The sequence below is a fragment of the Amycolatopsis mongoliensis genome, from assembly GCF_030285665.1.
Lineage (GTDB): Bacteria > Actinomycetota > Actinomycetes > Mycobacteriales > Pseudonocardiaceae > Amycolatopsis > Amycolatopsis mongoliensis.
In genome coordinates this window covers 5,843,568-5,861,470 of the sequence record NZ_CP127295.1, presented here as the reverse complement: position 1 = coordinate 5,861,470, position 17,903 = coordinate 5,843,568, and the positions used below count along the sequence as shown (strand labels likewise).

The 17,903-nt window shown below is 70.0% G+C and carries 18 protein-coding genes and 1 pseudogene; 5 read left to right on the top strand and 14 right to left on the bottom strand.

Annotation, left to right across the window (positions count from 1 at the left end):
* Genes QRX60_RS28500 through QRX60_RS28490 form a run of 3 tightly spaced genes read right to left on the bottom strand, consistent with a single transcriptional unit; the run spans nucleotide 1 to nucleotide 2,125 of the window.
* On the bottom strand, nucleotides 1–1,263 hold the full coding sequence (locus QRX60_RS28500; RefSeq protein ID WP_285994501.1) for an alpha/beta hydrolase: 1,263 nt from the start codon (nucleotides 1,261–1,263) through the stop codon (nucleotides 1–3).
* Nucleotides 1,260–1,517, bottom strand: coding sequence for a hypothetical protein (locus tag QRX60_RS28495; protein WP_285994500.1), 258 nt, complete (start codon nucleotides 1,515–1,517; stop codon nucleotides 1,260–1,262). Before QRX60_RS28495 ends, QRX60_RS28500 begins: the two co-directional genes overlap by 4 nt.
* Nucleotides 1,514–2,125, bottom strand: a complete 612-nt coding sequence (locus QRX60_RS28490; protein ID WP_285994499.1) for a VOC family protein — start codon at nucleotides 2,123–2,125, stop codon at nucleotides 1,514–1,516. The genes QRX60_RS28495 and QRX60_RS28490 overlap by 4 nt, the downstream gene beginning before the upstream one ends.
* A 176-nt stretch (nucleotides 2,126–2,301) precedes the next feature.
* Here QRX60_RS28490 and QRX60_RS28485 point away from each other — a divergent pair, with 176 nt between their 5' ends.
* The 3 genes from QRX60_RS28485 (at nucleotide 2,302) to QRX60_RS28475 (ending at nucleotide 4,358) form a co-directional block, all read left to right on the top strand.
* Nucleotides 2,302–3,177, top strand: a complete 876-nt coding sequence (locus QRX60_RS28485; protein WP_285994498.1) for an alpha/beta hydrolase — start codon at nucleotides 2,302–2,304, stop codon at nucleotides 3,175–3,177.
* A 120-nt stretch (nucleotides 3,178–3,297) separates the two neighbouring features.
* Entirely contained in the window at nucleotides 3,298–3,966 is a 669-nt protein-coding gene (locus QRX60_RS28480; RefSeq protein WP_285994497.1) for a TetR/AcrR family transcriptional regulator, read from the top strand.
* A gap of 146 nt (nucleotides 3,967–4,112) precedes the next feature.
* Nucleotides 4,113–4,358 carry a hypothetical protein gene (locus tag QRX60_RS28475; RefSeq protein ID WP_285994496.1) on the top strand — a complete coding sequence of 82 codons (246 nt, stop codon included), beginning with the start codon at nucleotides 4,113–4,115 and terminating at the stop codon, nucleotides 4,356–4,358.
* Nucleotides 4,359–4,540: 182 nt separating this feature from the next.
* On the opposite strand, the pseudogene QRX60_RS28470 reads toward QRX60_RS28475, so the two are convergent.
* From QRX60_RS28470 to QRX60_RS28425, 10 genes and pseudogenes are all read right to left on the bottom strand, one after another.
* Nucleotides 4,541–5,224 (bottom strand): annotated as a pseudogene (locus QRX60_RS28470) (TerC family protein); the annotation flags it as partial.
* A 273-nt stretch (nucleotides 5,225–5,497) separates the two neighbouring features.
* The gene (locus QRX60_RS28465; protein WP_285994495.1) at nucleotides 5,498–5,677 is read right to left on the bottom strand and encodes a helix-turn-helix domain-containing protein; all 180 of its coding nucleotides are present in this window, start codon (nucleotides 5,675–5,677) and stop codon (nucleotides 5,498–5,500) included.
* A 32-nt stretch (nucleotides 5,678–5,709) separates the two neighbouring features.
* Nucleotides 5,710–6,453, bottom strand: a complete 744-nt coding sequence (locus QRX60_RS28460; protein ID WP_285994494.1) for an SDR family NAD(P)-dependent oxidoreductase — start codon at nucleotides 6,451–6,453, stop codon at nucleotides 5,710–5,712.
* Nucleotides 6,450–7,955, bottom strand: a complete 1,506-nt coding sequence (locus QRX60_RS28455; RefSeq protein ID WP_285994493.1) for an acyl-CoA synthetase — start codon at nucleotides 7,953–7,955, stop codon at nucleotides 6,450–6,452. Before QRX60_RS28455 ends, QRX60_RS28460 begins: the two co-directional genes overlap by 4 nt.
* Nucleotides 7,955–8,740 (bottom strand): SDR family NAD(P)-dependent oxidoreductase, encoded by a 786-nt coding sequence (locus tag QRX60_RS28450; protein WP_285994492.1) that lies wholly within the window; start codon nucleotides 8,738–8,740, stop codon nucleotides 7,955–7,957. Before QRX60_RS28450 ends, QRX60_RS28455 begins: the two co-directional genes overlap by 1 nt.
* A gap of 23 nt (nucleotides 8,741–8,763) precedes the next feature.
* Nucleotides 8,764–9,522 (bottom strand): SDR family NAD(P)-dependent oxidoreductase, encoded by a 759-nt coding sequence (locus QRX60_RS28445; protein ID WP_285994491.1) that lies wholly within the window; start codon nucleotides 9,520–9,522, stop codon nucleotides 8,764–8,766.
* Nucleotides 9,519–9,917, bottom strand: a complete 399-nt coding sequence (locus QRX60_RS28440) for a carboxymuconolactone decarboxylase family protein (RefSeq protein WP_285994490.1) — start codon at nucleotides 9,915–9,917, stop codon at nucleotides 9,519–9,521. Before QRX60_RS28440 ends, QRX60_RS28445 begins: the two co-directional genes overlap by 4 nt.
* 10 nt (nucleotides 9,918–9,927) lie before the next feature.
* Nucleotides 9,928–11,856: a hydantoinase B/oxoprolinase family protein gene (locus tag QRX60_RS28435; protein WP_285994489.1), complete on the bottom strand. Its 1,929-nt coding sequence runs from the start codon at nucleotides 11,854–11,856 to the stop codon at nucleotides 9,928–9,930.
* 3 nt (nucleotides 11,857–11,859) lie between these two features.
* Nucleotides 11,860–13,890 (bottom strand): hydantoinase/oxoprolinase family protein, encoded by a 2,031-nt coding sequence (locus tag QRX60_RS28430; protein WP_285994488.1) that lies wholly within the window; start codon nucleotides 13,888–13,890, stop codon nucleotides 11,860–11,862.
* 28 nt (nucleotides 13,891–13,918) lie between these two features.
* Complete coding sequence (locus tag QRX60_RS28425; RefSeq protein WP_101438456.1) at nucleotides 13,919–14,185, bottom strand: hypothetical protein; 267 nt, start codon at nucleotides 14,183–14,185, stop codon at nucleotides 13,919–13,921.
* 135 nt (nucleotides 14,186–14,320) lie between these two features.
* On the opposite strand from QRX60_RS28425, the gene QRX60_RS28420 reads away from it, so the two are divergent.
* Together QRX60_RS28420 and QRX60_RS28415 are read left to right on the top strand one after the other, a co-directional pair.
* Complete coding sequence (locus QRX60_RS28420; RefSeq protein ID WP_285994487.1) at nucleotides 14,321–15,097, top strand: enoyl-CoA hydratase/isomerase family protein; 777 nt, start codon at nucleotides 14,321–14,323, stop codon at nucleotides 15,095–15,097.
* Nucleotides 15,098–15,129: 32 nt separating this feature from the next.
* The gene (locus QRX60_RS28415) at nucleotides 15,130–15,789 is read left to right on the top strand and encodes a TetR/AcrR family transcriptional regulator (RefSeq protein WP_285994486.1); all 660 of its coding nucleotides are present in this window, start codon (nucleotides 15,130–15,132) and stop codon (nucleotides 15,787–15,789) included.
* 12 nt (nucleotides 15,790–15,801) lie between these two features.
* Here QRX60_RS28415 and QRX60_RS28410 read toward each other — a convergent pair whose 3' ends face one another.
* Nucleotides 15,802–17,790, bottom strand: coding sequence for an alpha-ketoacid dehydrogenase subunit alpha/beta (locus QRX60_RS28410; RefSeq protein WP_285994485.1), 1,989 nt, complete (start codon nucleotides 17,788–17,790; stop codon nucleotides 15,802–15,804).
* Nucleotides 17,791–17,903 lie beyond the last annotated feature (113 nt).

Below are 17,903 nucleotides of genomic sequence, written 5' to 3'. Positions count from 1 at the left end.
TCACCTCGTTTTCCGTGGTGCCGCGGTGGCGAACCGGTCGGCCAGCCAGTGTTCGACGTGGACGGCAGCGGCGGCGTACCCCGTGGGCTCGCCGTCGGCGACCGGTTGCCCGAAGTGCTGTCCCCGCACGACGTGGCGGATCTTGTCCCGGGCGGCCAGCGCCGCGAACATCCGGGCGCTGCGACCGGGGAGCGCGGCTTGGTCACCGCTGAACTCCAGGTAGAGCGTCGGCAGCCGTACCCCGGGCGCGCATCGCGCGAAGTCCGCGTTGGAGTGGTTCGCCGACCAGGTCGACAACCACGCGTCGGGCGTGGTCAGCCGGCCGAAACCCACCAGACCGTAGTTGACCAGGTCGGGGCGCCCGCCGAACAACGAGCCGTAGTGCCGGTCGTTCGGGTCGATCGACGGGTCCACGGAGGCGGGGTCGGCGTCGGTGCGGTAGGTGGTGATGATCCTCGGCGCCAGTGCGGCCCGGCGATCGTCGCGGTCTCCGGTGCGAGCGAAGCGGGCGCGGGCCTGCGACGCCTCGGCGGCCAGCTCGACGGCACGGGCGTCGATCCGGGCGACGCGATCCCGCTGGGCCGCGCGGTAGGAGCGGAGGAAGTCGGGGCGGTAGCGGCTGGGTGCCGGTGGCGTCGCGAACCCGTTGCCCGGCGAGTACATGTCGAGCGCGGGATCCACCGACATCGGGTCCGACTCGTCGGTGACGGCGGGGTCGATGCAGTTCAGCAGCACCTTCCCCTGCCCCGGGTGCGGCGCGAGGAAGATCGCGCCGTCCGGCACCGGCATCCGCGCGCCCGCCAGCGCGATCGGCCGGCCGGCCGGTGTCACGTCCAACCGCAGTTCCGGCTCGAGCGAGGCTTGCTCGATGTAGAACGCCGAGAGCGTTCCGCCGCCGGAGTGGCCGAACGTCAGCACCGCGTCGAACCCGGCGTCCCGGAGGAACACGTGTCCGGCCGCCGCGTCCAGCAGCGCCTGCTCGTGGACCAGCGCGACGTCGTTGTTCGGCGAGCGGGTGCCCTGGGTCCACACCGAGACGCCGCCGCGCAGCAGGAGCGGGATCACCGGGTGGTGCGTCACCGATTGACGGGGATGCATGAGGGTGACCACCGTCGTCGCGCCGTCGAGGGTGTGCAGCACGCCCTCGACCTTGGCGCCGTCGAACGTGGTGAGCTGGTGCGTGCTCACGGTGACGCCGGGCGGCGCCGGCTCGGTGTGCACGTCCCGGCCCGCACCGAGCCGGTCCACCGCCGGCGGGCTCATCGGCCTGTCCCGGTGGGCACGACGACCAGCTCCGACTTGTCCCAGCGGCTGACCCGGCCGTCCCGGACGGCGGCGACGGAGCTGTACCAGAGGGCGTTGCGGCGCCCGGTGGCGTCGCGCTCGACCCGGATCGCGCCGGGCGCGGACACTTCGAGGTAGGGACCACGCCGGCGGACCGTCGTGTCCGGGTCCTTGGCCGCGACTTCGGCCAGCGGGCGGAAGTCGTCGACGTCGAGGACGAACAGCGTGGTCATCCGAACGTCACCAGCTCCGGCTCGCCCTCGTAGCGCTCGGCGATCAGCTTCGCCTTCCGCGCGTAGAACTTCTCCAGGGACGGCTCGGGCTCGCCGGCCACCTCCATGAGCGCGTCGACGCTCACGTTCGCGTCGATGTCGTCTTCGGCGGTGATCGCGCGCAGCGGGCGGGTGATCTCCATCAGGTACCCGTTGGGGTCGGTGACGTAGATCGACTCGACGGTCTCGTGCCGCACCTGCAGCTCGCACGGCCAGGCGCTCGCGTCCAGCCGGTGCCGGTACTCCAGGAGGTCCTCCTCGCCGTCCACGTGGATCGCGAGGTGCCGTGCGCGGTGCAGCAGATCGGGGAGGCCGGCGTCGCGGTAGGGCGCCACCCCGAAGTAGTAGAAGAACGCCAGCCGGTCGCCGTTGCCGATGTCGAAGAAGAAGTGGATGAAGTCCGGGTGGTCACCGGGTCCCCAGCCGAGCGCGCAGGTCGCGTGGACGACGGGGAAGCCGAGGACGTCCCGGTAGAAGGTGATGGTGGCCTGCGGATCGAACGTGGGGAACGCCGCGTGGTCGACGCCTCGCACCGTGTGCGCCGGCCGGTCTCGTTCCGGGGATGACATCTCCGTGCTCCTCTCGCGACGAACTCTCTGTGGCACCGAGCGTAAGCCCGAGTTGGCATAGTCGTCAATATTCTGACGCTTCAGTATCGACAAGTGCCGCGGAGTTGACGCAGTACTACTGAGTCGTCAGTATCAAGACGTTCCTGTTAGGACTTTTGCGGAGAAGGCGAGGGGACATGACGACGGACGTCGAGCTCTCTGTCGGCGGGCGGAAGATCGCCGGAAGCCGGGCCGGCGGCAGCGTGGCAGCTGCTCCGTTGGTCGTGGCCTTGCACGGCGGCGGCTACCACCGCGGGTACTTCGACGTGCCCGGCCACTCGCTGCTCGACCGGGGTGCGGCGACCGGGTTCCCGGTGTTCTCGGTGGACCGTCCCGGCTACGGGGGAAGCGACCCGCTGCCCGGTGGTGCGACGAGTTTCGGCGGCCACGCCGAAGCCCTCGACGCCGCGATCGGTGCTTTGTGGACGGAGCACGGCGAGGGACGTCCGGGCGTCGTCCTGTTCGGTCACTCCATCGGCTCGGCCATCGCGGTGCACGTCGCCGCCCGCCGGCCGCGGTGGCCGTTGCTGGGCATCTCGATCCACGGCGTGGGTGACCGGTCGCCCGCGCACATCGTCGACGCGTGGCACACCCTGCCGGCAGGTGGGCCGGTGGAACTGCCGGCCGAACAGCGACGCGCTCTCCTCTACGGTCCGGAAGGAACCGTCGACGCCGACACGGTGGAGGCGGCGAAGGCGTCGGTGGAGGCGGTTCCACTGGCGGAGATGCTCGAAATCGTCGGGGGCTGGCCGGAGGAGGTGGCACGGCTCGCCGCAGCGGTGACCGTTCCGGTGCAGTACACGCTCGCCGAGCACGACGGCCTGTGGGTCGTCGACGAGAGCCGCGTGGCGGCGTTCGCCGGGTACTTCGAGGCCGCCCCGTGGGTGGACGCCCGGCTCCAGGCGGGCGCCGGTCACAACCTCGACCACCACCGGCTCTCCCGTGCGGTGCACCTGCGGCAGCTGGCCTTCGCGGCCGAGTGCGCGACCCGGGTACCCGCGGCCCGCGGCTAGGATGTGCGGCGTGATGGGCGAGGGGTGGACGTGGTGACCGCGGAGGGCACCGGACCACGGGGGCGATCCGGTGGGCGCGCGGAGCCCCGCCGGGGCACGACGCCCCGGCGCAAGCTGCTCATGAGCGAGATCGTCGACCAGGCGATGCGGCTGTTCGCCGAACGCGGCTACGACGGGACCACCCTCCAGGACGTCGCGGACGCGGTCGGGCTGAGCCGCCCCAACCTGTACAACTACGTCAAGAGCAAGGACGAGCTGCTCGTCGCGATGGTCGAGGCGACAGCTCGGAGCGCGGCGAACTCGTTGCGGGAAGTCCGGCAGCGCACCGACCTCGAACCGGCCGAGAAGCTGCGCATGCTGGTGCACACGCTGGTCCTGCGCCGCGCCGAACGGCCGGAGCAGTTCCGCACGCTCGACCGCAGCGACCAGGCACTCCCGGCGGAGATCGCGAAGAAGCACCTCCAGAGCCGGCGGGCCGTTCTCCGCGAGATCACCGCGCTCATCGAGGAAGGAGTCACGGCCGGGTCCTTCCGCCCGGTCGACGCCCGCATCACGGCGCTGTCGATCATCGGCATGTGCAACTGGGTGGCCTGGTGGTTCCACCCGTCCCCGGCGCACCCGGCCGAGCCGGTGGCCGAGCAGATCGCGGACAACGCGGTGAAGATGGTGATGAGGGAGGCCGGGCGCACCCCGGAAGCGCCGACTCCGCTCGGGGCCGTCGCACTGCTCCAGCAAGACCTCGACTACCTCACGCGGCTCCTCAGCGCGGAGGGTGAAGCCGGGGAGTAGCCCCGCGAGGACACGGTCGCGACCTCGTCCGCCCGTCGGCACACGTGTCCGATAGGTCCGGTTTGCCGGTATGATGGCCGGATAGCCGCACTCGGTGAGCAAGGAATCACTTGGTGTACCTCGAGTCGATCTGCGAAGGACGCCTGATGAGCCTGTTCGACGTGTTCAAGGACAAAGCCGCGGAGCTGCTGGGCGGAGCGAGCGAGAAGGTCAGCGAGGTGGTCGGTGTCGACTTGCCGATCGGCGAGGCGGCCGACCAGGTTGCCCAGTCCGCCGCCGAGGTCACGGAAACCGGGCAAGGTGTCGTCGATGCGGTGAGCGCACAAGGGGCGGACGTGCTTGACGCCACTGGCGCTGTCGGTGACGCGATCGATCCCGACGCCCGGGGATGAACCCGGGAGTGGGTGCACGGCGTCGCCCGGATGCGTGCCGCCCGAGTTTCCGTTGTGCTGTCAGGATTTCGGTCCGCGAGGTGGGGTCATCGCCCCGCACGTGATCCCCAGCGCGGTCACGATGAGCATGGTGGGACCCAGTTCGACGAGGGCGTTGCGAAGCAGGTCGGCGAGCATGGCCGTCAGTCCCGTGCCACGGCGGCGCCGTCACCACGTTCCGCCGCGGTGTGCGGGGCGCGGAGGCTGGTCAGGGTGACGGTGGCGAGGACGGCGACGACCACCGCGAGCGAAATCGGCGTGGGCACGGCGGGTACTCCCGGCCAGAATCCGTGTGCCCAGTGCAGCACCAGCTTCACGCCGATGAACGCCAGGATGATCGCCAGGCCGTGGTTGAGGTGGCGCAGCTCGGCCACTACCGAGTGCAGCACGAAGTACCGGGCGCGCCGGCCGGGCAACGCGAACGCGTTGGTCGCGAACACCGCCACCACCACGACCGCCAGTGGGGTGAGCGCGCGCCGGCCGCGGTCGCGGACGAGCAAGCGTGGTCCGCGGTAGTCGTCGGTGACCGGCATCAGCTTGCGCGGCAAGCGGACCGAGCGCATCCGGGAGGTGTCCGGTCCGGAATCGGCGTCGGCCGCCGCGCCGTGCAGGATCTTCACCGCCGAGCCGAAAAGGACCACACCGAAGACGAGGAACGCCCACGTGCCCGCGGCCAGCAGCAGCACGCGCTGCTGCACGGCCGCGGGAACGGCGAAGGCGGTGAGCAGCAGCACGAAGACGAACAGGTTGTCCACCGACAGGGATTTCTCCACGACGAACCCGGTGATGAACTCCAAGGCCGGGCCACCGCCGAAGTCGGCCCACACGCCGGGCCGAGGAGACCGGCTCGGCGGAGCAGGGGGCAACCGGGCCGGCCAGGGCATGTCCGGTGGTACGCACTGCGGCGGCACGGGGGTCGCGCCTGCTTGGGCGCGCCCCCGTGCCGAGTGCATTCGCCAACGTCCTCGGCCGCGTCGACGAACACGGCGACCTCGCCGACACCCGAGCCCTACGCCCCGGCTGATCTGCGAAACCTATTTCGAGAACGGGCTCTGGAGAACAAGGTCGAAGGCAGCTCCCGTGCCTCCGACCCTCCCCGTTCACACCGAGCCCAGCACCTTCCCGGCCCTGGTGGCCACGTGCAGGTTGAACCTGCTGTCGACGTCATTCAGGTCGAGGTCCGTGAGCTCCCGGATCCGGCCCAGCCGGTAGCGCAGGGCGCCCAGGTGGTCGAAGGTCGTCGCACCGTCGGGCGACTTCGGCTTCCGGCGGATGTCCAACGCGACCGAGAAGGCCGTCGTTCGCCGACTCCTCAGGCGGTCCAGCCACCATCGACGGTGAGAGTGCTCCCGGTGGTGTAGGCGGCGGCGTCCGAGGCCAGGTAGACCGCGGCGCCGCCGAGCTCCGGCGGGTTCGCGACCCGGTTCTGCGGGATGTGGGCCAGGATCCGCTCGCCCCACTTGCTCGTCACAAGTCCTTCGGACAGGTCGGTGTGGAAGTAACCCGGGGCGAGCACGTTCACCCGCACGCCGCGAGGCGCCCATTCGACGGCGAGGACGCGGCTGAGCGCCTCGACGCCGCCCTTGCTGGCGGCGTAGGCGGCGATCCGGTCGAAGCCGGTTCGTGCGTGCACCGACGAGATGGTGATGATGGAACCGGAGCCTTGCTCGAGCATGCGACGTCCGGCGGCCCGCGCGCAGTAGTAGGTGCCGGAGAGATTCACGTCGAGTACCTGGGCCCAGTCGCGGTCGGCGCTGTCCTCGCTGCGCCGGAACGACGGGCTGATGCCCGCGGCGGTGACGGCGACGTCGAGCCGGCCGAAGCGTCCGACGATCGCCTCCACACAGCTGTCGGCGAAGGCGGGCTCGGACACCGACCCCGGCAGCACCAACGCCGAACCGAGGTCGGCGGCGAGCCGGTCGAGGTCCTCGCGGGTGCGGGAAGTGACGGCGAGGGTCGCGCCGGCCCCGGCGAGAGCTTCCGCGATGGCCCGGCCGAGGCCCTTGCCGGCGCCGGTGATCCAGGCGACTTTTCCGGTGAGGTCGAACGCGGTCATGAGCGCAGGTTCCGTTTCAGCACCTTGCCGGACGGTGTTCGGGGCAGCGCGTCGAGGAACACCAGGTCGGCGGGGACTTTGAACTTGGCGAGCCGGGCCCGGCAGAACTCGATCAACGCGGTGCGATCGGCCGGGACGCCGGGGCGCAGGACCACGAACGCCTGCGGGACTTCGCCCCACCGCGGGTGTCCCATGCCGACGACGGCGGCCTCGACGACGTCCGGGTGCTCGTAGAGGACGCGTTCGACTTCGGGGGTGGCGATGTTCTCGCCGCCGGAGACGATCATGTCCTTCTTGCGGTCTTCCACGTAGAGGTAGCCGTCCTCGTCGACGCGGCCGATGTCACCGGTGTGGAACCAGCCGTCGCGGAAGGCCTTGGCGGTGGCCTCGTCGTCGTGCCAGTACCCGGTGCTGACCTTGGGGCCGCGGAGAGTGATCTCACCCAGCTCGTTCGGTCCGACGGGCGTGCCGGTCTCGTCGACGATGCGGACTTCGAGGTGGACGACGGGGCGCCCGACGGAGCCGACCTTGGCCAGCATGTGCTCGTAGTCGTTGAACGTGTCGCCCGAGACGGTCTCGGTGAGCCCGTAGGCGTCGGCGAACCACGCGTTCGGAAACGCGGCGAGGATCCGTTCGACCAGCGGGACGGGCATCTTCTCACCGCCACCGATGATGAACCGGATCGAGGACGTGTCCCGCCCGGCCAGGTCCGGCAGCTGCAGGATCGCGTTCATCATCGCCGGGGCCAGCCAGATGTTCGTCGGGCGCTCGCGTTCGATGGTCGCCACGACCTCCTCCGCGTCGAACTTGCGGAGCACGATGAGCGAACCCCCGGCGTGCAGTGTCCCGACGCCGGGCAGATCGAACCCGCCGACGTGGTAAAGCGGCCCGCACACGAGCGTCGTGTCGGCGGCGGTGATGCCGAACTCGACGATGTGCGCCAGGTTCTTCCACGCCAGATTGCCGTGCGTGATCCGCACGCCCTTGGGGCGGGACGTCGTCCCGGAGGTGTACATCAGCCGCTGCAGCTCGTCCGGGGCGACCGGCACGGCAGCGACGGACTTCCCTTCGTTGGCCGCCAGCAGATCGGCGTAGCCCGTCCACCCGTCGGCAGCGCCGTCCAGCAGCAGCCGGTGCTTCAAGGCGGGCAAGGCGAGCTGCTCGACCGCGGGCCGGAACTCCGGCTCGGTCAGCAGCGCCACGGCGCCGGAGTGGTCGATGATGTAGCGCCACTCCTCCGGGGAGAGCCGATAGTTCAGCGGCAGGAACGCGGCACCGACCCGGTTGACCGCGAACGCGGTCTCGAGGAACTCCAGGTGGTTGTAGAGCAGGATGGCGACGACGTCGCCGCGGCCGACACCCAGTCCGGCGAGGCCGGCGGCGACCGCGTCGACCCGGTCGAGCAGCTCGCGGTTGGTGAGCTTGCGCTCGCCCTGCCTGAGCACGATCCGGCCCGGGTCGCGGCCGGTGTTGTGGTCGAGGATCGTCGCGAAGTTCGCCATCAGCGCTCCTGGGTGTGGAAGCTGTGCAGCTCGTCCCCGGCCGGCCCCCAGTGGATCGTGCTGATCATGCCGCCGTCGGCGACCAGGTCGGTGCCGGTGACGTAGCCGGCGTCGGGGCTCGCGAGGAAGGCGACCGCACGGGCGATGTCGTCGGGCTCGCCGATGCGGCCGAGCGGCGTGTTGGCCACGGTGGCCGCGTGGATCGCGCTGTTCGACAGCGTGTCGCGGTTGAGTCCGCTGTGGACGACGCCCGGGCTCACGGAGTTGATCCGGATGCCGTCCTTCGCCAGTTCCGCGGCGAGCTGGCGGGTCAGGGCGAGCACACCGCCTTTCGCGGCGGTGTAGGACGAGAACCCGTAGCCGGTGTGCCCGGCGATCGAGGCGATCTGGACGATGCTTCCGCCACCACCGGCTGCCATCAGCGGGATCACCTGCCGGAGGAGGATGAAGTAGCCGGTGAGGTTGACGTCCAGCACCCGTCGCCACTCCTCGACGCTCGACTCCAGCAGCGTCTTGCGCACGATGATCCCCGCTGCGTTGACGAGCACCTTCGGCGCTCCGAACCGCTGGGCGGCCTCGCGCACCGCGTCGGCGACCTGGGTTTCGTCGGTGACGTCGACGCCGAAGGCGGCCGCGGCGGGCAATTCGGCCGCCGCCTTCTCCGCGGCTTCGCCGTTGGCGTCGAGCAGGGCGAGGGCGAGTCCGGACTCCGAGAGCCGCATGGCGCAGGCGCGGCCGATTCCGGAACCCGCGCCGGTGACGACCGCGCATCCCGCTGTATCCACTGCAGATCTCCTGTTCTCGGGCCTCAGCCCATCGCATAGCCACCGTTGACGTCCACGACCGCGCCGGTCATGTAACTGGCCGCCGGCGAGGCGAGGAAGGCCGCCACCCGGGCGATCTCCTCGGGCCGGGCCAGCCTGCCCAGCGGGTTGTAGTCGCCGGAATACCCCTTGCCGCGGATCATCTCGGTGTCGACGACGCCGGGGGCGACGGCGTTGGCGAGGACTCCGTTGCCGGCTTCGGTCTTGGCGAGCCACTTCACGACCGCGTGCACGGCGCCCTTGCTGGCCACGTAGTGCGGCCCGGCCAGCACGCCCCCGGCCTTGCCCGCCACCGAGCCGATGCAGACCACGCGTGAGTCGTGTCCTCGCAGGAACGGCAGCGCACCACTGATGCACCAAAGTGTTCCCTTGATGTTCACGCCGAGCACGAGGTCCACTTCGGACTCGGGTAGCTCGTCGAGCGCGACGGTCTCGCCGTAGACCGCGGCGCAGGTCACCAGCGCGTCGAGCCGCCGCGGTGGCCCGGCGGCCTCGGCCATCGCGGTGGCGATGGCGTCGCGATCGGTGATGTCGGCCCGCAGGCCGGCCGCGCTGCCACCGAGCTCGGTGATTTCGGCGACAGTGCCGGCCGGGTCGTGCCGGTCCAGCGCCGTGACGTGGGCTCCGGCGAGGGCGAGTTCGACGGCGATCCGGCTGCCGATCCCGCGCGCGGCCCCGGTGACGACCGCGCGCTGCCCGGCCAGGGAGGCCGGGCCGCGCGGGTCGAGAACACCGGGGGTCACGTCGCCTTCTGCTGCTCGTGAGCGGCCAGCTCCTCCATCAGCACGGGCACGCCGAGGGTGCAGGTGTGGATGCCGAGCACACTCGTCAGTTCCAGCACCTCCATGATCTCTTCCTTGGTGGCGCCGTAACCGAGCGCGTTGCGGATGTGCTGGCGCAACCCCGGCTCGTACAAGTGGGTCGTGGACGCGTCGATCGCGGTGTAGATCAGTTCCTTGATCTTCGGTTCCAGAACGCCCTTGCGCCACGGCACGGCCGAGAACTCGCGGTAGGCGTCGAAGAATTCGGGATCGAGGCTCAGCAACCCCTCCCAGAAGGGGTTCCAATAGCCGCGCTCTTTGATGAACGCGTCGCGCAATGCGTTCTGGCGGGCGACATCTGTTCCGTTGTCGGACATCGGATCCTCCTTACTTCACGGCCATCTCGGCGCGGCGCTCGGCGGTCGCGTCGTGATCGATCTTCAGGCCTTCGGGGTCGCCGTGCGGGTCGCCGGTGATGACGACGCCGTAGTCGCGGTAGGCGCCTTCGATCGTCACGTACTCGTCGCGCACGTCGCGGCAGACGCGCTCGGGGCTGCGCTGCAGCGGTGAGCCCCAGCCGCCGCCGCCGTTGGTGAGGTAGCGGAACACCGCGTTCGGCTTGGTGTGCCAGACCGGGGTGCTGGCGAAGTAGAAGTACTCGCCATCGGGGTCGACCGTCCTGGTTCGCGGGTCCAGCATCCCGGCCACCGGCGTCGAGCCGGCGTAGACCTCGGGATCGGTGCCGATGAGGTCCTTTTCCTTCGGCACGTTCTTGTAGTCCGGGTCGAACACCCACGTCGCGCCGAGCGCACCGGCCCGCCCGCCGTAGACGCCCACGCCGCTGGCGGACTTCGTGTGCAGCGGGCTCGACCAGTGCTCCGCCGCGGTCAGGTACAGCGTGTCTTTGAGGACGGCCGCGCCGCCACGGTTCTCCCCGGCGCCGGAGCTGTCGGGCATGTACTCCTTGCGCAGCACGACGGCGGGCACCTCGGACTCGATGGCTTCCGTCGCCGGGTCGAGGTTGTTGGCCTGGTAGACGACGGAGTAGCTGTCGGCGTCTCCGGCCTCGGTCGCGCCCCACGGCCCGTGCTCGCCGCCGCACTGGGCGGTGGTGACCCACGGGGTCCCGTCGGCGAGGACGCCGTTGGCGTTGTGGATGTTCAGCGAGCCGTAGTCGCCACCGACCGCCTTGCGGCCCAGCGCCTTCTCGAGTGCGCGGAACACCGCCAGCAGCACCGGGCCGGTGCTCTCCCAGTACAGGAACACGGCGCCGTCCGGTGGCGTGGCGCTGATGAACGTGCCGGCGGGCAGCACGATGTCGATCGGCCGGTACGCCCCGGAAGTGAACGGCGTGACCGGGTCGACGAGGAACTTCAGCGCGACACCGACCGCGGTCTTGGTGTCGAGGATGCCCGCGTTGATGCTGGTGCGGGCCTGCGGTGAGGTGCCGCTGAAGTCGAGTTCCATCCGGTCGGCGGCCTTGGTGATCTTCAGGCGGATCCGGTACTCGATCGAGTCGTCGACACCGTCGCAGTCGATGCCTTCCTCGGCCTCGTAGACGCCGTCGGGCAGGCCGGCCAGCGCGGTCCGCATCGACTCGGCCGAGACGTCGGTGGCGTAGCGGACGGCGCCGAGGTAGGCGTCGACGCCGTAGCGCTCCACGCTTTCCAGGATCAGCTGCTCGCCGAGCAGGAGGTTCTGGTAGATCGTCTTGATGTCCGGCAGCAGCAGCGCGCAGAAGCGGGCGTTGTCGAAGATCAGGTTGAACGCCGACTTGACCGGCTTGTTGTCGCGGTAGAGCAGCGTCGGCGCGATCACGAGGCCGTTCTCGTAGACATTGCGCTTCGTTCCGCTGAACCCGGCCGGCACGACGCCGCCCATGTCGAGCTGGTGGGCCCGCAGGGTGACGAACGAGATCAGCTTGTCCTCGTGGAAGACGGGGCGGATGAAGCAGACGTCGTTGACGTGGTTGCCCGCGCGGTACGGATCGTTGCAGATCACCACGTCACCCGGGTTGAGGTTCTCCGGGCCGTACTCCTCGATGGTGTTGCGCACGGCTTCGGACATGGTGCCGAGGAACATCGCGAGGCTGTTGCTCACCGACGACATCGGGTAGTTCTGCTCCGGCGGGCCGGAGATCGTGGCCGCGAAGTCGTACCAGTCGCGCAGGATGAGCGAGAACGCGTTGTTCAGCAGGCCCGTGCACATGTGCTGCACGATGTACCGCATCCGGCTCGCCAGCACCGACGCGGTGAACCGGTCGGAGCCGTAGAGCTCGGCGAACTGGGCGTCGTCGAGGTCCTTGAGAGAAGTCATGGTTCACGCCTTCCGGATGCGCAGCTCGCCGTGGGCCCCGACGGTCGCGACCTGACCGGGGACGAGGAACGTGGTGGACAGCGGTTCGCGGATCACCGCGGGGCCGGGGACCCGGTCACCGGCCCGCAGGTCGCTGCGCTGGTACTCACCGGCGTCGAGGACCTCGTCGGTGAGGTAGCGGATCGGCAGGGTGCGGGTCGGCTCGGCGGACTCGCCGGCCGGGCGCTCGGGCAGCGTCGGGTACTCGACCTTGTCGGCCTGCACGACCGCCTGGACGCGGTAGGTGACCCCCTGCACGGGGAGCGCCTCGAAGCGGTTGCCGGAGCGTTCCGCGTAGGCGTCGTGGAAGTTGGCGACCATCGTCGCGATCGCGTCGGCGTCGATCTCGCCGTCGGGCACGCCGACGAACGGCGTCTCCCAGGTCTGGCCGGCGAGGCGGCCGTCGAAGCTGCGGACGAAGGTGACGTTGCCGCGGTCCTTCTCCTGCAGCCTTTCGCGGAGCCGCTCCTCCATCGAGTGGTAGACCTTGTCGACCTGTTCGGCCGCCTCGGCGGTGAGCAGTGTGTAGGCGCTGCGGCTGTCGGCGTAGACCAGGTCCGAGCTGACCAGGCCGAGGGCGGAGAACAGACCGGGGTGCGGGGGCACGATGACCTCGGCCGCGTGCACCAGGTCGAGCACCGCGGGCAGCAGCATCGGTCCGGCCGCGCCGAACGCGACGAGGCTGTAGTCGCGCGGGTCGACGCCGTGCTGGATGGCGATGTTGACGACACCCTCGGCGATGTTGTTGATACCGATGTTGAACGCGTAGCTGACCCGCTGGTCGAACGACAACTTGGAGTCCAGCGCGTCGAAGGCCTGCCGGGACAGGTCCGGGTTCAGCTTCATCCGGCCACCGGCGAAGCCGTCCGGGTCGATGATGCCCATCAGCAGGCAGGTGTCGGTGGTCGTGGGCTGGGTCCCGCCGAGTCCGTAGCAGGCCGGGCCGGGGTCGGCACCGGCGCTGCCCGGGCCCACTTTCAGCTCGCCCGCCGCGTTGATCGTGACGAGACTGCCGCCGCCGGCGCCGATGCTCGAGATCTCGTTCGACAACGCGTTCACGATCAGGTCGTGCTCGAGCTCGAACGTCGTGTTCACGAACGGCCGGCCCTCGGTGACCATGCTGATGTCGCAGGAGGTTCCGCCGACGTCGGCGCACAGCAGGTTGCCCGCGCCGATCAGGCTGCCGAAGTGGGCGCTGGACACGGTGCCGGCCGCGGGGCCGGCGAAGACGATGCGGAAGGGGTGTTCCATCGCGACGTCGGAGCGCACCAGCTGCGCGGCGCAGTCGGCGAAGTTGAGGTCGCCGGTGAAGCCCAGATCCTGCAGACCGGAGTCGAGCCGGCGGGTGTACTCGTCGTAGGTCAGCCGCATGAACACGTCGACCACGGTGGTCGATGCGCGGGCGAACTCCTTGGCCAGCGGGGAAACTTCGCTGGAGATGGAGACCGGGATGTCGCCCAGCACTTCGTGCACGAGCTGGCGCAGGCGTTCTTCGTGGTGGTTGTTGACATAGGCGTTGATCAAGCAGATCGCGACGCCTTCGACGTTGCAGCCGCGCAGGATCCGCAGCTCCTCGCGAGCGTGGTCTTCGTCGAGCTGGATCAGGATGCCGCCGTCGGCGGTGAGGCGCTCCCGGATCCCGCGACGCAGATAACGCGGCACCAGAGGTTGGTTCGCGTCGCCGTAGGAGCGGCGCCACGACGGGTTCATCAGGCCGTCCACCGGTCGCCACGTGCGGCCGATGTCGAGGATGTCCCGGTGTCCCAACGTGGTCAGGAACGCGATCTTCGGCAGCCGGCGCGTGATGATCGCGTTCAAGCCGTGCGTGCTCGCGTGGTTGAAGACCGCGGAATCCGCGACCCCGATTTCCTCGGCGCCGCGCAGCACACCGCGTTCGGTCGTGCGCACGTCCGTGGACACCTTGATCGTGCGGATCTCTCCGTCCGCGATCGCCACCACGTCCGTGAACGTGCCTCCGACGTCTACTCCGATCATGAAACTACCCGCCTTTCGCAAGTGGTGGTCAGTAGACGTCGAGGCCGTCTGAGGTCAGCACGATCGGGCCGAGCAGCGGCCCGCGTTCACGGCTCACCGATTCGAGCGTCTTCTGGTGCTTGACGACGGTGAACCAGCCGCCTTCGGTCAGCACGGGGTAGCGGCGGAAGTCGGCCGCTGAAGAACCCGGGAAATCGCGTTCGAGGTCGACACCCAGCGCCGCCAGCTCGTCCGCCGTGACTTCCTCCCGGGTGACCGCGAGTCCCTCCGGGACGGGTGTTTCGACTGCATCCATGGCCATCACTCCGGTGTGTTGTGCCGCTGCCGAGTTTCGTGTACCAATCGGTCTAAGAAACCGTGATGGTGAGCACTGTAGGTCTCCGGCTGCGGCCTGACAAGCCCGGACCGGGTGAGAAAAGGAGCTGCGGCGATGACGGCACCGGTACAGCTGGAGATCGCGGACCGCGTGGCGACCGTCCGCCTGGACGCGCCACCGCTGAACGCGTTCGACACTGCGATGCAGCGCGCGCTGGCCGATGCGGCCGCCACGCTCGAGGCCGATCCCGGAGTCCACGCAGTGGTGCTCTACGGCGGTCCACGGTGCTTCGCCGCGGGCGCGGACATCAAGCAGCTCGCGGCATTCGGCTTCGAGGACATCACCGGCTGGAACCGGGGGTTGCAGCGGACGTTCACGCGGTTCGCCGACCTGCCGGTGCCGGTCGTCGCGGCCGTCACCGGCTACGCGCTGGGCGGCGGGCTGGAACTCGCCCTCACCGCCGACTTCCGGATCGCCGCCGAAGACGCCGTCCTCGGGCTGCCCGAGGTCCTGCTGGGGATCATTCCCGGCTCCGGCGGGACGCAACGCCTGACCCGGCTGGTCGGGCGAGGCAAGGCGAAGGAACTGATGATGACCGGGCGGCGGGTGCCCGCGCGAGAAGCCTTGGACCTGGGCATCGTGGACCGGCTCGCGGAGGACCCCTACGAGGCCGCGCTCCGCTTCGCCCGAGAGCTCGCAACCGGGCCGCGATTCGCGATCCAGGCGATCAAGGAGGCGGTCGACCAGGGGATCGACCTGCCCATCGCGGGCGGGCTGGCGCTGGAGCGCTCGTTGATCGCCGGTCTGTTCGCGACGACCGACCGGGACACGGGCATGGCATCGTTCCTGCAGCACGGACCGGGCAAGGCGAGGTTCGGTGATCCCGCCTAAAGTGAACAACCTGTCACCGACGGAGGGGAACGATGCCGAGACCACCGGGGCACGGGCCCGGCTACGAGATCAAGCGCCAGGAGATCATCGACCAGGCCGCCGCACTGTTCGCCGAACACGGCTACGCCGCCACTGGCATCGCGGAGCTGGGGCAGGTCGCCGGCCTCGCCAAGGGCGCGCTGTACTACTACATCGGCTCGAAGGAGAACCTGCTCGTCGAGATCCAGGACCGGGTCCTGGGGCCGCTGCTGACCGCGGCCCGGCAGATCGCCGCGCTCGACGAGGACCCGGTGCTGCGCCTGCGGCTGCTGTCGGAGACGTTGCTCGGGAACATCCTCGCCCGGCTCGACCACATCTGGGTCTACGAGCACGACTACCGGCACCTGCGCGGCGCCAACCGGGCCCGCCTGCTGCGGCAGCGCCGGGAGTTCGAGAAGATCGTGCTGGATCTGCTGGCCGAGGCGATGGAGGCCGGCGCGTTCCGCCGCCTCGACCCCCGGCTGGCCATGTTGCAGTTCCTCAACCTGCACAACCACACCTACCAGTGGGCGCATCGTGGCGGCCAGTGGGACGCGGAGTTCCTGTCGCGCGAGTACTGCGCGACGCTCTTCTCGGGGTTCTGCACCAGCGGCTACGACGTGGCCGGGCTGGAGAAACGGCTCGCGGACTACCGCGACCGCTCCTCCGCCTGAGGCCACGCCCGCTCAGGCGCCGGCAGCCTCCCGCACCGCCGCGGCGATCGCGTCCTTCGAAGGCAGCCACACGCGCTCCAGCGACGGGCTGTACGGCGCCGGGGTCCGCTCCGCGCCCAGCCGGATGACCGGGGCGTCCAGCGTCCAGAACCCCTCACGGGCGGCCACCGCGGCCAGTTCCGCGCCGACGCCGAACTCGCCCACCGCCTGGTGCGCGACGACCAGCCGCCCGGTCTTGGCGAGCGATCGCAGCACCGTCTCGGTGTCCAGCGGCGCGATCGTCCGCAGGTCGATGAGCTCGACGCTGATGCCGTCGGCGGCCAGCTCCTCGGCGACGTCGGCGCAGTCGTGCACCAGCTTCGAGTACGAGACCAGCGTGACATCGGTGCCGGCCCGGCGGATCGCGGCCTTGCCCAGCGGGATCAGGTGCGACGCCGGCGGCTGCGGGCCCTTGCGCCCGTACATCAGGCGGTTCTCGATGAACACGACCGGGTTGGGGTCGCGGATCGCGGCACGCAGCAGCCCGTAGGTGTCCGCCGGCGTCGAGGGCATCACGACGGTCAGGCCGGGGATGTGCGCGAGCAGGGCCTCGAGGCTCTGCGAGTGCTGGCTGCCCGAGGACTTCCCGGCACCGAACTGGGTACGGACCACCATCGGCAGACTGACCGCGCCGCCGGTCATGAACCGCAGCTTGGCCGCCTGGTTCATCAGCTGGTCGAGACAGACGCCGATGAAGTCGAAGTACATGACCTCCACGACCGGGCGCAGCCCCGCCATGGCCGCGCCGACGGCCGCGCCGATGATCGCGCTTTCCGAAATCGGCGTGTCGCGGACCCGGCCCGGGAACTTCCCGGCCAGGCCCCTGGTCAGGCCGAACACGTTGCCACCGGCGCCGACGTCGATCCCGGCCAGGAACACCGAGCCGTCGGTCTCCAGCTCGTGCTCGAGTGCGTTGTGGACCGCATCCATCGTCCGGAAGACCTCGCCGGTCGCTTCGGCCGGCTCGGGTACCGGTTCGCGCGGGACACCCACGAAGTGGTGCAGCGTCTCCTCGGCGGGCTGGGCGGCGGCGCGGGCCTTCTCCACGGCGGCGTCGATCTCGGCGTCGACGGCCGCGTCGACCACCGCGGGGTCCTCGCCCAGCTCGCGCAGCCGGGCGGCCAGCCGGACCAGCGGATCGCGTTCCTTCCACTCGGCCAGTTCGCCGGGGTCCCGGTACTTCAGCGGGTCGCCCTCGTAGTGACCGTGCCACCGGTAGGTCTCGGCCTCGACCATCACCGGACCGCCTCCCGCTCGCAGGTCACCGGCAAGGCGCCGGACGAGGTCGGCCACGGCGACGACGTCGTTGCCGTCGACCTGGTGGAAATCCATCGCGTAGCCGGGCGCGCGGTCGGCGAGCGAAGCCCGCGTCTGGGTCGCGATCGGGGAGAACTCGGCGTACTTGTTGTTCTCGCAGAAGAAGATCACCGGCAGCTGCCACACCGAGGCCAGGTTGGCGGCCTCGTGGAACATGCCCTGGGCCACGGCGCCGTCGCCGAAGAACGCCAGGGCGACGCCGCCGTCACCGCGCAACTGGGCGGCGGTCGCGGCACCGACCGCGATCGGCACGCCGGCCGCGACGATGCCGTTGGCGCCGAACACCCCGCGACGCGGATCGGCGATGTGCATCGACCCGCCACGCCCGCGGCACGTGCCGGTCTCCTTGCCCATGAGCTCCGCGAACATACCCTCGACGTCGATCCCCTTGGCGATGCAGTGCCCGTGCCCGCGATGGGTCGAGGTGATCACGTCACGGTCGTCCAGCGGCCAGCAGGCGCCGACCGCCGACGCCTCCTGCCCGATCGACAGGTGCAGGAAGCCGGGGATCTCGTTGTTCCGGTACAGCCGGGACGCGCGGTCCTCGAACTGCCGGATCAGCCGCATCCGCCGGTACATCCCGACCAGTGTGTCCGGCTCACCGTCGAAAGCCGTTGCCAGGTCGTTCACCCGGGTGGAAGTCATCGCGCTCCTGCCCTTGCCGTCCATCGATTTCCGCCCGGCCTCTTGACATCGCGCCGGGAACGACGATTCTTGTACCGATTGGTCGAAAAAACAACTCGCGGTCGGAGGTGATC